Source organism: Marinobacter denitrificans (genome assembly GCF_008795955.1).
GTDB lineage: Bacteria > Pseudomonadota > Gammaproteobacteria > Pseudomonadales > Oleiphilaceae > Marinobacter > Marinobacter denitrificans.
In genome coordinates, this window is record NZ_VMHN01000008.1 from 22,882 (window position 1) to 37,533 (window position 14,652).

General features: G+C 56.9%; 15 protein-coding genes. 4 read left to right on the forward strand and 11 right to left on the reverse strand.

From position 1 onward, the window contains the following. Positions 1-2 precede the first annotated feature (2 nt). Entirely contained in the window at positions 3-383 is a 381-nt protein-coding gene (locus tag FO268_RS17860) for a hypothetical protein (protein ID WP_150994597.1), read from the forward strand. Between the two features lie 26 nt (positions 384-409). Continuing rightward, on the forward strand, positions 410-832 hold the full coding sequence (locus tag FO268_RS17865; RefSeq protein ID WP_318527317.1) for a type IV pilin protein: 423 nt from the start codon (positions 410-412) through the stop codon (positions 830-832). A gap of 30 nt (positions 833-862) precedes the next feature. Here the strand turns inward: FO268_RS17865 and ispH are convergent, their stop codons facing one another. From ispH to murJ, 6 genes are all read right to left on the reverse strand, one after another. Further along, positions 863-1,813 carry a 4-hydroxy-3-methylbut-2-enyl diphosphate reductase gene (gene ispH, locus FO268_RS17870; protein ID WP_150994598.1) on the reverse strand — a complete coding sequence of 317 codons (951 nt, stop codon included), beginning with the start codon at positions 1,811-1,813 and terminating at the stop codon, positions 863-865. A gap of 169 nt (positions 1,814-1,982) precedes the next feature. Continuing rightward, positions 1,983-2,435 carry an FKBP-type peptidyl-prolyl cis-trans isomerase gene (gene fkpB, locus FO268_RS17875; protein WP_150994599.1) on the reverse strand — a complete coding sequence of 151 codons (453 nt, stop codon included), beginning with the start codon at positions 2,433-2,435 and terminating at the stop codon, positions 1,983-1,985. 25 nt (positions 2,436-2,460) lie between these two features. Continuing rightward, a complete protein-coding gene (gene lspA / locus FO268_RS17880) occupies positions 2,461-2,967 on the reverse strand; it encodes a signal peptidase II (RefSeq protein ID WP_150994600.1) in 507 nt (168 codons plus the stop codon). Between the two features lie 25 nt (positions 2,968-2,992). Further along, positions 2,993-5,812 carry an isoleucine--tRNA ligase gene (gene ileS / locus FO268_RS17885; RefSeq protein WP_150994601.1) on the reverse strand — a complete coding sequence of 940 codons (2,820 nt, stop codon included), beginning with the start codon at positions 5,810-5,812 and terminating at the stop codon, positions 2,993-2,995. A 35-nt stretch (positions 5,813-5,847) separates the two neighbouring features. Continuing rightward, entirely contained in the window at positions 5,848-6,819 is a 972-nt protein-coding gene (gene ribF / locus FO268_RS17890; protein WP_150994602.1) for a bifunctional riboflavin kinase/FAD synthetase, read from the reverse strand. Between the two features lie 65 nt (positions 6,820-6,884). Further along, entirely contained in the window at positions 6,885-8,465 is a 1,581-nt protein-coding gene (gene murJ, locus FO268_RS17895) for a murein biosynthesis integral membrane protein MurJ (RefSeq protein WP_150994603.1), read from the reverse strand. A gap of 285 nt (positions 8,466-8,750) precedes the next feature. Here murJ and rpsT point away from each other — a divergent pair, with 285 nt between their 5' ends. After that, positions 8,751-9,020, forward strand: a complete 270-nt coding sequence (gene rpsT, locus FO268_RS17900) for a 30S ribosomal protein S20 (RefSeq protein WP_150994604.1) — start codon at positions 8,751-8,753, stop codon at positions 9,018-9,020. Between the two features lie 222 nt (positions 9,021-9,242). Here the strand turns inward: rpsT and proB are convergent, their stop codons facing one another. The 4 genes from proB to rplU form a co-directional block, all read right to left on the reverse strand. Further along, positions 9,243-10,367, reverse strand: a complete 1,125-nt coding sequence (gene proB / locus FO268_RS17905; RefSeq protein ID WP_150994605.1) for a glutamate 5-kinase — start codon at positions 10,365-10,367, stop codon at positions 9,243-9,245. Between the two features lie 132 nt (positions 10,368-10,499). Next, a complete protein-coding gene (cgtA, locus tag FO268_RS17910; protein WP_150994606.1) occupies positions 10,500-11,696 on the reverse strand; it encodes an Obg family GTPase CgtA in 1,197 nt (398 codons plus the stop codon). Between the two features lie 137 nt (positions 11,697-11,833). Continuing rightward, a complete protein-coding gene (rpmA, locus tag FO268_RS17915; protein WP_150994607.1) occupies positions 11,834-12,094 on the reverse strand; it encodes a 50S ribosomal protein L27 in 261 nt (86 codons plus the stop codon). Between the two features lie 36 nt (positions 12,095-12,130). Beyond that, entirely contained in the window at positions 12,131-12,442 is a 312-nt protein-coding gene (gene rplU / locus FO268_RS17920; RefSeq protein WP_150994608.1) for a 50S ribosomal protein L21, read from the reverse strand. A gap of 230 nt (positions 12,443-12,672) precedes the next feature. Between rplU and ispB the strand changes: the two genes are divergently transcribed. Continuing rightward, on the forward strand, positions 12,673-13,641 hold the full coding sequence (gene ispB / locus FO268_RS17925; protein ID WP_150994609.1) for an octaprenyl diphosphate synthase: 969 nt from the start codon (positions 12,673-12,675) through the stop codon (positions 13,639-13,641). Here the strand turns inward: ispB and FO268_RS17930 are convergent. Next, positions 13,638-14,624, reverse strand: a complete 987-nt coding sequence (locus tag FO268_RS17930; RefSeq protein ID WP_150994610.1) for a glutathione S-transferase family protein — start codon at positions 14,622-14,624, stop codon at positions 13,638-13,640. The two genes, ispB and FO268_RS17930, sit on opposite strands and share 4 nt — an antisense overlap. Positions 14,625-14,652: the final 28 nt, after the last annotated feature.

Consider the following 14,652-nt stretch of genomic DNA (forward strand, 5'->3'; position numbering starts at 1 on the left):
CTATGATTGCACACTTTGTTTCGCTTTCCTTCTTAAGGGCTTCTCCCATAGCTCTAATGGCTGCTGTTATTTTTATGTCAGTTTTTCTGGCTTCTGTTTCAGCCCACGCCGAAGAAACTGTTGACGATACGACTTTGTCGCTCCACGACGCAGCTTTTGAAGGGACTATAAATTTTATCCATTTTGATTCCTTCCTGCTCATCATCGACGATTACTCTTTCCTACCGGAGCGTATCGTGCGTTTCGATGGCGCATCTTGGTCAAGAGAGCAGGTGATCAAGCAGCTTGAACAAGGTGACCAGGTCAGACTGGAACTGGGAGGGATTGCAGATGATCAATCAGGCGCTCGAGTGGTACGAAGTATCACTGTGCTAAATCAATAAGTCGCGACAAGCAGCGAGGAATAACGATGCAAGAGATAAAGATTATGAAAACGAACTCGCACGCGGGCTTTACCTTGATTGAGCTGGTTATCGCCGTCGCGATCATTGCGATCCTCGCAGCCATTGCCCTTCCTCTCTACCAGAATCAGGTTGAGCAAACCAGAAGGACGACAGCGCAAGCTGACCTGCTGGAACTCACACAATGGATGGAGCGCCGCTACTCAAACGGCTTCGACTACCGCGACGCTGGCAACGACCCTGTCTTGCCGTTCAGTCAATCGCCCCAGAACGGAACTGCGTTTTATAACATTAGTTTCACGGGGGCGGTGACGCGGGATACCTTTACCTTGCAAGCAGTTCCCACTGCCGCCCAGGCCAACGATGATTGTGGAACTCTTACTGTGGACGAGCAGGGTAATCGTGGCGCGGCCCAAGCCGGATGCTGGTAGGTATACCCGACAAGACCGATGCCATCCGCCTCAGACTTCGATGGCATCGATTCGTAATTCTTTAGGCATCGAGAAAACGACGTTTTCCTCTCTACCTTTGATTTCTTCGGGCACTTCACCCCCGAGCTCTCTTAAGCGGGCAATGACTTCGTTTACCAGTATCTCAGGAGCGGAGGCACCTGCTGTTACACCCACGGCCCGCTTGTCCTTCAACCAAGTTGGATCAATCTGCTCTGACTGATCTATAAGATAAGCTGGCGTCCCCATACGCTCAGCCAGCTCACGCAACCGGTTGGAATTGGAACTGTTCGGAGAGCCCACCACCAACATCAGATCGCAATCGCCGGCAAGCTGTTTCACCGCGTCCTGGCGGTTTTGGGTGGCGTAGCAGATGTCGTCCTTGCGGGGGCCCTGAATTTCAGGGAACTTGTCTCTCAGGGCATCAATAACACGGGCAGTGTCGTCCATGGAAAGCGTGGTCTGGGTGACATACGACAGCTTCGATGGGTCCTTTACGACTAGAGCGGCAACGTCTTTCTCGTCTTCTACGAGATAGATCTCGCCGCCATTGCCGTGATCGTACTGCCCCATGGTGCCTTCCACTTCCGGGTGTCCATGGTGGCCGATCAGAATGCATTCACGCCCGTCACGGCTGTACTTCATCACCTCAAGATGCACCTTGGTGACCAGCGGACAGGTGGCATCGAAGACCTTTAAGCCTCGGCGCGCTGCTTCATTCTGCACCGCCTGGGACACGCCGTGAGCACTGAAGATCACCAGCTTATCGTCCGGCACCTCTTCCAGTTCGTCGACAAAAATAGCACCGCGTTCGCGCAGGTTATCCACCACAAACTTGTTGTGTACAACCTCATGGCGAACATAGATAGGCGCACCAAACACATCCAGGGCACGGTTCACAATTTCAATTGCGCGGTCTACGCCAGCACAAAAGCCACGAGGATTAGCTAACCGAATCTGCATCAGAATTGCCCTGCGATATTACCAAGTTTCCGAAAGCAAGCGGGGGAGAGTGTTCAGGGGTCGACAAAAACAAGGATGTTTTTGTCGAGCGTACACGGACGTATTCACAGAGTATCCCTGAACACTCTCCCCGCTTGCTGACATGCACCAAGCCAACCAGGCCTGGCCCTCAGTGCGAAACCCCAACAGGCTCCACATCAATTATTTCCACTTCAAACGTCAGTGTACGCCCCGCCAGAGGGTGATTAAAGTCCACCTCAACCTGATCACCCTCAACACGGCTGACCACACCGGGCAGCTCACTCTGGCGAGCATCTGCAAACGAGATCATAACGCCTTTCTCCAGCACCATATCGGCACTGAATTCGCTGCGTTTGAACGTTTGCACGTTGTTGGGGTTATGTTGCCCAAAGGCTTTTTCCGGAGGCACTTCGTAGCTGTTACGCTCTCCGGCCTTCATGCCCATCAGGTAGGCTTCGAAATTCTCCGGCAGATTGTCGTCACCAATCTCCAGCGTCGCCGGCTCCTTCTCGAAGGTAGAATCGATGACTTCGCCATCACTGAACTTCAGCGCAAAATGAAGAGTAACGCGGGTACCCTGATCTATGGGGAGTTCTTTCATTGGCAGCTATCGCTCCTGTCTTCCTTCACTCCGGATCGCCGTCAGGCTCCCGGGGCTTTCGGAAAATGTCGAGAATCATCATGCCGGCCCCAATGGTGATGGCGGTGTCGGCGATGTTAAAGGCGGGAAAGTGGTAGTCGTTCCAGTAAAAGTGTAGAAAATCGACTACATAGCCATGCACAATGCGGTCATACACATTGCCCAAGGCACCGCCCAGAATTAATACGATGGCGATCGCAGACCAGGTTTCATTGCGCCGCAAGGATTTGAGCCAGAAAACCAATACCACGCTGACCACCAGGGCCAGGGTGACAAAGAACCAGCGCTGCCAGCCAGCTGCCCCCGCCAGGAAACTGAAGGCAGCGCCGGTATTATGCAGCAATGTCAGGTTAAACATCGGCATAACCGGCACAGGGTTGCCATAGCTCAGCATGGCAGTTGCCAGGGCCTTGGTGCCCAAATCCAACACCACCACCAATACCGCCAGCCAGAGCCAGCGAGTTTTGGAGCCAGTGGCTTCCGTATCGCTCATTACACTTTCCACAGGTCGGCTTCCATCAGGCAAACGAACGGGACTCACCCTGTCCTTCGACGTTGGTGACGCAACGACCACAGAGATCGTTGTACTGCTCGCTCTGGCCAACATCTGCGCGATGGTGCCAGCAACGTTCGCACTTGGCATGGCTGGCAGGGGCAACTTTCACCAACAGCCCTTCATGGGAAGTCTGTTCGGCATCACCAGCCTCGGACACCGGCTTCACCGTAGCCCCAGAGGTGATGAGCACAAAGCGAAGCTCTTCACCTAGATAGTTCAGGTCCTGTGCCAGATCGCCTTCGCAGTAAAGCGTCACTTCCGCGCTCAGGGAACCCTTGATTTCACCACGACCACGGGACTCTTCGAGGCATTTGTTCACCGCCTCTTTTACGCTGTAGATCCGGCTCCAGTAATCACGGCCAAGCTCTACGTTATCCGGCAGCGCTGTCAGGCCTTCATACCAGGTTTCATAAAACACGGTATCGCCACGCTTGCCAGGCAGGTGCTGCCAGATTTCATCAGCGGTGAAACTCAAGATAGGTGCGATCCAACGCACCAGGGCTTCCGCCACATGATACAGGGCTGTCTGGCAGGAGCGACGCTCGCGGCTATTGGCCTGGGTGGTGTACTGGCGGTCCTTGATGATATCCAGATAGAAGCCGCCCAGGGTGGCCTCACAGAAGTTGTATACCTTCTGGTAAATGCGCAAGAAAGCGTAGTTCTGGTAATCCTCGTTCAGCTCTTCCTGCAGCTGCAGGGCCTTGTCCACCATCCAGCGGTCCAGGGCTATCATGTCTTCCGGTGCGACAGCGTGCTGCTCCGGATCGAAACCGGTGAGATTGCTGAGCAGGAAGCGGGCCGTGTTACGGATGCGGCGATAGCCGTCCGCGGTCTGTTTGAGGATATCCTTGGAAACGGTCATTTCACCGCTGTAATCAGTAGCCGACACCCAAAGGCGCAGAATATCCGCCCCCAGCTCGTTCATCACTTCCTGCGGCGCAATCACATTGCCCAGGGACTTGGACATCTTGCGGCCCTTGCCATCGACAGTGAAGCCGTGGGTCAGCACCTGCTTGTAAGGCGCCACGCCATTCATTGCAATGGAAGTTTTCAGGGAGGACTGGAACCAGCCACGGTGCTGGTCAGACCCTTCCAGGTAAAGATCCGCCGGGAACTGGCCCAGCTCCGCGCGGGGGCGCAGCACGGACTCGTGGGTCACGCCAGAATCAAACCACACGTCCAGGGTGTCCATGACCTTCTCGTACTGGTCAGCATCGCTGCCCAAAAGCTCTGTGGTGTCAATGTCGTACCAGGCGTCAATGCCGCCCTTTTCGATCTCTTTTGCCACGGCTTCGATCAGGTTCTGGGTGTCCGGATGCAGCTCCTGGGTTTCCTTGTGGATAAACAGGGTGATTGGCACACCCCAGGTGCGCTGACGGGAGATACACCAGTCCGGGGACTGCTTGAACATGGCCTCGATACGGTTCTGTCCCCAGGCAGGCACCCACCGCACGCCCTTGATGGCCTCCAAGGCGTCGTTCCGAAGGTTTTCCTTCTCCATGCTGATAAACCACTGGGGGGTGGCGCGATAGATCAGTGGAGTCTTGGTCCGCCAGCAGTGCGGGTAACTGTGGCTGAACTTCTGGGCCCGAACAAGCTTGCCCTCACGTTCCAGGGCCGAGCACACCGGATCATCGGCTTTGTAGACGTGCACTCCGGCAAACTCCCCGGCGGCCTGAGTATAGGTGCCGTCGGCCTTGACCAGGCTTATGGTGTCAATGCCATAGGCCTTGCCTACTTCAAAATCTTCCATACCGTGGTCAGGCGCGGTATGAACCGCGCCAGTACCGGCGTCAGTAGATACATGGTCGCCCAGGATGAGCGGAACCTGCTTGTCATATACCGGATGCCTGAGAGCCACGTTTTCCAGGGAAGCGCCCGGCACAGTCGCCAACACCTCATAATTCTCAACATCCCAACGTGACATGATGCCATCGACCATGTCCGCGGCGACAATCATCCGCTCGGGGCCCTGACCGGCATCAACCTGTACCAGCGCATAGTCCAGTTCCGCGTGGATGGAAACCGCCTGGTTTGCCGGAATAGTCCAGGGGGTGGTGGTCCAGATCACCACCGAGACGTCACCCTCACCTTTGTCCGTACGGAACAAATCGAGCACCTGCGCCTGATCCACCACGGTGAAACGCACATCGATCTGTACCGAGGTCTTGTCCTGGTACTCCACTTCGGCTTCTGCCAGCGCAGACTGCCCCACGACGCTCCAGTAAACCGGTTTGAACCCGCGAACCAGGTGCCCCTTGGCGATGATTTTTCCCAGAGCCCGCACAATGCCCGCTTCCACTTTCGGGTCCATGGTCAGGTAGGGTTTTTCCCACTCGCCCATAACCCCGAGGCGGATAAAATCGGTTTTCTGGCCGGCGATCTGCTTGGCGGCGTAGTCACGGCATGCCTGACGGAAGGTCTTATAGTCCACCTTCACCCCCGCCTTACCGATTTCCTGTTCGACTTTGTGCTCTATGGGCAGGCCATGACAGTCCCATCCCGGCACGTAAGGGGCGTCATAGCCCATAAAGCTACGAGACTTGACGATCATGTCCTTGAGAATCTTGTTGACCGCATGACCGATATGAATGCTGCCGTTGGCGTAAGGAGGGCCATCGTGAAGGATGAACTTTTCCTGGCCTTCCCGCTGCTGGCGCAGGGTGCCGTAGACATCCAGCTCCTGCCAGCGCTTGAGCATATCTGGCTCACGCTTGGCGAGGTTACCGCGCATCGGGAAGGCGGTTTCAGGCAGATTCAGAGTGTGCTTGTAGTCGCTCATGGTAATGGTGCGTAGCTCTGGTTGATAAATGTCGGTCAGTGTCCGGTGGCTGAAGAGCCATGGACTGCAATCCAAGCCCGGGCGTTATCGAAATCGCGGGCAATCTGCTGCTTCAGGTCATCCACCGAGTCGAATTTCACTTCGTCCCGCAAGGCATGGCGGAAAACCACATCCAGTCGCTGGCCATAAAGTGTGCCAGTAAAGTCAAACAGGTGCACTTCTAACGACGGCTGCTTGCCATCCACCGTGGGGCGCAACCCGATATTGGCCACGCCGTCGAATACCCGGCCGTCTTCCAGGGTGGCGCTGACCACGTAAACGCCTTTCAGCGCCGGCATCTGGGGTAGCAACACGTTTGCGGTCGGTGCGCCGATCTGCCGGCCGAGCTGGCGCCCGTAAACCACCCGCCCGCGGATGCGATAGGGATGGCCCAGCAGCTCTTCAGCCTCCTCTATCCGGTTCTCCGCCAATACGTTACGAATCCGGGTACTGCTGACACGCTCGCCGTTAACGGTGACCGTACGGGTATTTTCCACGGTGAATCCACGCTGTTCGCCGACTTCCCGCAGCAGTGCAAAGTCACCTGCCCTGTCGCAGCCAAAGCGGAAATCATCCCCCACCACCAGGTGGCGAACGCCAAGCCCCTCGATCAGTACATCCTCGATGAACCCCATGCCGGAATAGCTGCGGAACTTCTCGTTAAACCGCAGGCACAACACAACATCAATCCCGGATGCCAACAGTGATTCGAATTTCTGCCGGAATGCCGTTAACCGCGGCGGAGCCTCCATGCCCTGGAAAAACTCACGGGGCTGAGGCTCGAACACCATGACAACGGACGGCACGCCAAGCTCAAGGGCCTTCTCATGAACCTGGTCGATGATGGTCTGGTGCCCCAGGTGAACTCCGTCGAAATTCCCGATAGTTGCAACGCAGCCATTCGCCAGCGGCCCATCAGCCTGCTGCGCAAAGTTTTTCAGGTTGGTCAGGCCCCGGATCAGACGCATGTAAAGCGAACCCTTGTTTGCCAGCGTTGCATGGTTTCACTGATGAGAAAACGCGCGATTATAACCTACCTGTGGCGGAAATGTCTTACCCGAACCCCAGCCAGTGCCAACACGATAAAATACACAGCAACGCCGGAGACTACGAGAATACCCATATCGGTCGCGCGCTGAAGACCTCCCGCCCCCAGCCACCGATCAACCGGTGGTTGCAGCCACAGTATCGCAACGGCCAGCGCCACGTTTGCAAGCCCGATCTGAATCAGGAACCGGGGCCAGCCGGGCTGCCACTTCCAGGCACCTTCCTTTATCAAGCCCCGCCACAACAGACCGGTGTTCAGCCAGGCTGACAGAGACGTGGCCAAAGCCAGCCCTGCGTGTGCCAACGGGAAGATCAGCGCCAGGTTGAACACCATATTGGCCACCATCGCAATGATCCCGATCTTGACCGGAGTCTTGGTGTCTTCGCGGGCGAAATAGCCCGGCGCCAACACCTTGATCAGCATGAAGGCGAGCAGCCCTGCGGAGTAAGCACGCAGGCTCTGGGCCGCCATGGACACATCCCTGTCGGTCACCTCCCCATAATGGAACAGGGTTGCGATCAACGGTTCCGCCAGCAGGGCCAGCGCCAGCGCAGCTGGCAAGCCGATCAGAAGAACAGCCCGAACGGCCCAGTCCAGCGTTGCGGCGAACTTGTCGGGCGATGCAGCGGTATGTTTACGGGAAAGGTTCGGAAGGATTACGGTGGCGATGGCAATACCGAATACACCCAGAGGCAGCTCAGCCAGCCTGTCCGAGTAATACAGCCAGGAAACGCTGCCGGTCTGCAGAAACGATGCGAGCACGGTGTCCAGCAACAGGTTGATCTGGCTCACTGAGACCCCGAACAGTGCCGGCACCATCAGTTTCAGGATTCGGCTAACGCCTTCGTGTTTGTAATCCACCCTGGGCCGCGGCATCAGCCCCAACTGCATCAGGAAAGGAAGCTGAAAGAAAAGCTGCAACGCGCCGGCAATAAACACACCCCAAGCCAAAGCAATAATCGGCGTTTCCATCAACGGCGACAGGAAGATCGCGGCACCGATCATCGCCAGGTTCAGCAGTACGGGTGTAAACGCCGGCACCGCAAAGCGGTCGTAGCTGTTCAGGATGCCACCGGCAAAGGCCGTCAGTGATACCAGCAACAGGTACGGGAAGGTAATGCGCAGCATGTCGCTGGCCAGTCCGAACTTGACGTTGTCATCCAGGAAACCCGGCGCGAAAATCGCAGTCAACAGGGGCGCGCCCAACATGGCAACAATGGTCACCCCAAGCAGCACCAAACCCAGGGAGCCGGCAACGGCGTTGACCAGGCGCCGGACCTCAGTAACGGACTCCTGCTCCCGATAGGAGGAAAGCACTGGCACAAAGGCCTGTGAAAAGGCTCCCTCGGCGAACAGGCGACGCAGGAAGTTAGGAATTTTGAAGGCAACGAAGAAGGCGTCGGCACTTGCACCAGCACCGAAATAACGGGCAATCACCATGTCCCGCACCAGGCCGAGGACCCGCGACAGCATCGTCATTATGCCGACAACGCCAGATGACCTCAGCAGGCCCGGCGGCTTGGGCAATGCCTTCTGTTTTTCTCTGTGCTCAGGTTCGGACGACATTCGTGGCCTGGACAATGGTTTAATTGATTCGGGAGTTTGCCGGGACTCAACGGCCCTGATTTCGGTATTTACGTAAGGCCTTCAGGAGCTCTCCGGCAATGAGCGGCGAGTTTACCACAGGCCTTGTGGATACCGGGATGAAATACCGTTGAGTCTTGACATTTTGGGGCGTTGGCGGCATAGTTCCGCGTCATTTATTTCGACGCGCTGGTTTTGGCGCGCCCGCGATTTTTTACGAATCGTTTCACACGAATTTCGGATTTCACAGATCTCAGGAGTTATACGGTGGCAAATTCCCCGCAAGCCAAGAAGCGCGCACGTCAGAACGAGAAGAACCGCAAGCACAATGCCAGCCTGCGTTCCATGGCGCGTACTTATATCAAGAAAGTCCAAGCGAACATTGAAGCCGGCAAGCCGGAAGAAGCAGAAGCCGCTTTCCAGAAGGCTCAGCCGATTATGGACAGCATGGTTAACAAGGGTGTGTTCGCCAAGAACAAGATTGCTCGTCAGAAGAGCCGTCTGAGTGCCCGCATCAAAGCTCTGAAGAGCGCGTAAATCGCTCTTTCGGAACTTTGAATGAAGAAACCGGCCGATTGGCCGGTTTTTTTGTGCCCACTGATTATCTTGCCTGACCGATCCGGACCACAGGCAGCACTGACCACCCACTCCGAAAACACGCCGTGAACCCATCCATGGGGGCTCGGCATTGCCATCCCTGGCAATGCACGGTTTTCGGAGCAGGTGGTCAGCCCTGCCTCCAGAGTTGGGAGGTCACTCCTAGACAATCACCATGTTGTCTCGGTGGATCATTTCTTCGTCGGAAATGTAGCCCAGCACCTCTGTTATCCGTGTGCTGGCGCGGCCGGCGATGGCTCTTGCTTCGTCGGCATCGTAGTTGACCAGACCGCGGGCAATTTCCTTGCCGTTCTCGTCGACGCAGGAGACCATTTCGCCGCGGCGGAACTGACCGGAGACGCTTTTTACACCCACCGGTAGCAGGCTGCGGCCGCCCCTGCAGAGAACGTTGACGGCGCCCTGGTCGAGGGTGAGCTTGCCACGAGTCTGGAGGTGGCTGGCCAGCCACTGTTTGCGGGCGGCAATTCGGCCCTGTTCAGGCAGCAGAAGGGTTCCGATGCTTTCGCCGTCCCGCAGGCGGGCGATGGCTTTTTCGATCCGTCCGCCGACGATAACGGTGAAAGCACCGGAGCGCGCGGCCAGGCGGGCTGCGCGAACTTTGGTCTGCATGCCACCGCGACCAAGGGCGCCGGCTCCGCCAGCAGCCATGGCGTCGAGTTCGGAATCGCTGGCAAGGCGCTCGTCCACCATTTGAGCGTCCGGGTTTTTGCGGGGGTCCTTATCGAACAGGCCGAGCTGGTCAGTGAGTATGATCAGGCCGTCAGCTTCGATCAGGTTGGCGACCAACGCACCCAGGGTGTCATTGTCGCCGAAGCGAATTTCGTCGGTGACTACAGTGTCGTTTTCGTTGACGATCGGCACTACCCCGAAATCCAGCAACGCCCTCAGGGTACTGCGGGCGTTGAGGTAGCGCTTGCGATCAGAAAGGTCATCGTGGGTCAGCAGGATCTGTGCGGTATGTATGTCGTGGCGCTTGAACTGGGCCTCCCAGGTCTGCACCAGCCCCATCTGACCAACGGCTGCTGCGGCTTGAAGTTCGTGCAGCTGTTCTGGGCGAACCGTCCAGCCCAAGCGGCTCATGCCCTCAGCCACAGATCCTGAAGAGACAATAACCACTTCAACCCCATCACTGACCAATTCTGCAATCTGGTCGACCCATAACCCAAGGGCAGCCACATCCAGACCACGGCCATCGTTCGTAAGCAGTGCACTTCCGATTTTAACGACCAGACGGCGAGCCTGGCGTAGCTGTATTCGTTTGCTCATGCTAACTCAATCCATGGATAAGCCGGCGGGCAGGGCGTTGCGGGACCGTCAAAAACAGGGATGTTTTTGTCGAGCGTACATGGATGTATTCACAGCGTGTCCCGCAACGCCCTGCCCGCTGGCGCTACTCCATTACTCAGGAGCGTAAACTACCTCGACATCGTAATCGTCGTCATCGAAGTCGTCGTCATCATCGTCACCCTGGCGGGCTTCGCGGCGGATCTGGCGCTCCGCTTCAATCCTCGCGCGCGCCTCTTCGTCCATCTGGCGACGGCGGGCAGCTTCTCTTTCGGCGAACTCGGGATTTTCAGCCTCTTCCCGGGCCTGATCTTCAATCCAGCGCATCACTGCCTGCGTGAGCGGCTTGGTGCCTTCACCGCTGAGGGCGGAGATGCTGAATACAGGGCCTTTCCAGCCGAGCTCGTCGATGATGGCCTGGCAATGGGCCTCCCGGTCTTCTTCCGAGACCATATCCACTTTGTTCAGCACCAGCCAACGCTCTCGGTTAGCCAGGGTTTCGCTGAATTTTTCCAGTTCATGCTCGATGGCGCGGACGCTTTCCACCGGCGAAGAGCCGTCATAAGGCGCCACGTCTACCAGATGCAGTAGCAAACGAGTGCGAACCAGGTGCTTCAGGAAGCGAATACCCAGCCCAGCGCCCTCTGCTGCGCCTTCAATCAGGCCGGGGATATCTGCAATCACGAAGCTCTGGTGAGCCTGTACGCTGACAACACCAAGATTGGGCACCAGCGTGGTGAACGGATAATCCGCCACTTTTGGTCGGGCCGCCGATACCGAACGGATAAAGGTCGACTTGCCTGCGTTGGGCATGCCCAGCAAACCGACATCCGCCAGTACTTTCAGCTCCAGCCTCAGGTTGCGAAGCTCGCCCTCTGAGCCCTTGGTGGTCTGGCGCGGAGCGCGATTCACCGAAGACTTGAAACGGGTATTACCCAGGCCGTGAAAGCCAGCCTGCGCCACTTTCAGTCGCTCACCGGCGCGGGTCAGATCGCCCAGTACTTCATGGGTGTCCATGTCCACAACCGTGGTACCTACTGGCACCGGCAATACCAGGTCTTCACCCTTGATACCGGTACAGTTACGGCCAGAGCCGGGCTGGCCGTTCTCGGCCTTGTGCTTGCGCTGGAACCGGTAATCGATCAGCGTATTGAGCGCGCTGTCGGCTTCCAGGTACACAGACCCACCGTCGCCGCCGTCACCACCATCGGGACCACCTTTGGGCACGTATTTTTCACGGCGAAAACTCAGGCAACCGTGGCCGCCCTTGCCCGCCTCAACAATGATGGTGGCTTCGTCTACGAACTTCATCACTCAACCCTTTGCGCACTGCGCATAAACTAAAAAGCCCCGCAGCCTCATGGAAGCTATGCGGGGCTCCAGGTGACTCTGATATCAAATCATATCAGGGCCGCCCAAGGTTCGACAGAACCCGAGATCGCCGCTGCTTACGCAGCCGGAACGATGCTCACGAACTTGCGGTTCTCAGGACCTTTCACTTCGAACTTGACCTGACCGTTTGCGGTCGCAAACAGGGTGTGGTCCTTGCCAAGGCCAACGTTGTGGCCCGGGTGAAAGCGGGTTCCACGCTGACGAACAATGATGCTGCCTGCAGATACAGTCTCACCGCCGAAGCGCTTCACACCAAGTCGTTTCGACTCGGAATCGCGACCGTTACGGGTACTACCTGCTGCCTTTTTATGAGCCATTACCAGCCTCCTTATCTAAGGGGTTACTCGAGGGTCTTAGCCCTGGATACCCGTGATCTTGACTTCAGTAAACCACTGACGGTGGCCCTGACGCTTCATGGAATGCTTCCGACGACGGAACTTGATGATCTGGATCTTGTCGTGACGGCCGTGGCTAACCACTTCCGCTGTTACTTTGGCACCATCAACAATCGGCGCACCAACCTGAACCTTGTCACCATCAGCGATCAGCAGAACGCGGTCAAAATCGACGTTGCCGCCGGTTTCCACTTCCAGCTTTTCCAGCTTCAGAGTTTCGCCTTCTTTTACACGGTGCTGTTTACCACCGCTAACAATAACTGCGTACATTAACGTTCTCCGCGATTGACCCATCCCTGCTCTTATCCACCTGGTTCTAAGGGAAGCGCTTCGGCAACCCTATAGCAGGGAGCGCAGGTTGGGATGAGTTGGGCGCGTGATTGTACGAAAACCGCCGGCGCTTTACAAGCCAAGTTGACACTGATCACCGCAATACCTAGCATTGCGGCACCCGCCTATTTTTCCAACGAAAACACCAGACAAGGGACCGGACCAGCCGCATGACAGCCCAGCGCATTTACGACACCGTCGCGGACGACTTCAGCCGCGTCAACGATCTGATCATCAAGCGGCTCTCCTCAGACGTTCCCCTGGTGGAAAAAATCGCCCAGTACATCATTGAAAGCGGCGGTAAGCGCCTGAGGCCATTACTGGTTTTGCTTTCAAGCCGCGCATTGGGCTATGACAAGGACGACCACCTGAAGCTTGCAGCGGTAATCGAATTCCTCCATACCGCCACCCTCCTCCATGACGATGTTGTAGACACCTCGGACATGCGCCGGGGCCGCAGCACCGCCAACGCCAAGTGGGGTAATGCTCCGAGCGTTCTGGTAGGTGATTTCCTCTACGCCCGCGCCTTCGAGATGATGGTGGAACTGCAGAACCTCCGCATCATGGACGTGCTTTCCCACGCCACAGCAGTTATCGCCGAAGGCGAGGTACTGCAATTAATGAACGTGAAGAACCCGGACGTCAGTGAAGACAGGTATATGGAAGTCATCCACAACAAGACTGCCATGCTGTTTGAAGCGGCTTCCCACACTGGAGCGTTGCTGGCCAGGGCGAATGACGACCAGGAACAGGCTTTGAGCGCTTACGGTAAACACCTGGGCCTGGCTTTCCAACTGGTGGATGACGTACTGGACTACCGCGGCGATTCGGAGGCAATGGGCAAGAACGTGGGTGATGACCTGGCTGAGGGCAAAACCACCCTGCCACTGATTTATGCCATGGCGGAAGGCAGCGAGGACGAGAAGCAACTGATTCGCCAGGCCATCCGCAAGGGTGGGCTGGATGATCTGCCCCGCATTCTCCAGATCGTCAACCGGTCTGGAGCGCTGGAATACACCATGGGAAAAGCCAGGGAGCAGGCCGCGCTGGCTGCTGCCTGCCTGAAGACCCTTCCCGAATCAGATCATAAGGAATCGCTGGGATTGTTGACCGAAATTGCGGTTGCGCGGGTAAGTTAGCCTAGAGCATCCCTACCATGGGGCGCCTCAAAATCCAGCGCCGGCCCTACCGGCACAATTTGTGTCGGATTGATCGTACGCTGACTCACGTAGTAGTGGCGCTTGATCTGTGGAATATCCACCGTCTCCGCCACGCCCGACATCTGATAAAGATCCCGCACATAGCCCGAGAGCGCCGGAAAGTCGGCGATCCTCTGGCGATTGCATTTGAAGTGGCCGTAATACACCGCGTCAAAGCGAATCAGTGTCGTAAACAACCGCCAGTCCGCCTCCGTCAGCCGGTTTCCCGCCAGATAACGCTGCCCTGACAGGCGCTCCTCCAGCCAGTCGAGTGAACCGAATAACGCCCCGTAGGCCTCTTCGTACTTATCCTGAGCGGTCGCGAAGCCTGCCTTATACACGCCGTTATTCACCGTGTGGTAAACACGGTCGTTCACTTCGGCAATCTCACTGTGCAACGCTTCCGGATAGAAATCCAGATCACTGCGAACATCTTCCAGCCCATTAAACGCCGCGTTGAACATCCGGATAATATCCGCCGACTCATTACTCACGATGGTCTGCTTTTTCGTGTCCCACAGCGTCGGCACCGTCACCCGCCCGGAATAATCCGGCGCTGCCTTCAGGTACACCTCGTACATATATCGCATGCCATTTTCCGTGTCCCGATGTGCAGGATCATCAGGCCGAAACTCCCAGCCATTCTCCACCATGTCCGGGTGCACCACCGACACCGAAATATGCTGCTCCAACCCCTTCAAAGCCCGGAAAATCAACGTCCGATGCGCCCAGGGACAGGCCATGGACACATAAAGGTGGTACCGCCCCGACTCCGCCGGGAATCCACCCTCGCCCTCAGGCCCGGGCGATCCATCAGCCGTCACCCAGTTGCGGAACCGCGCAGCCTCACGTTCGAACTTGCCACCGGTTTTCGAAGTGTCGTACCACTGATCGTGCCATTTACCGTCAACCAAAAGCCCCATAAATCCTCCCCTTAAAATTCAGTTGGCG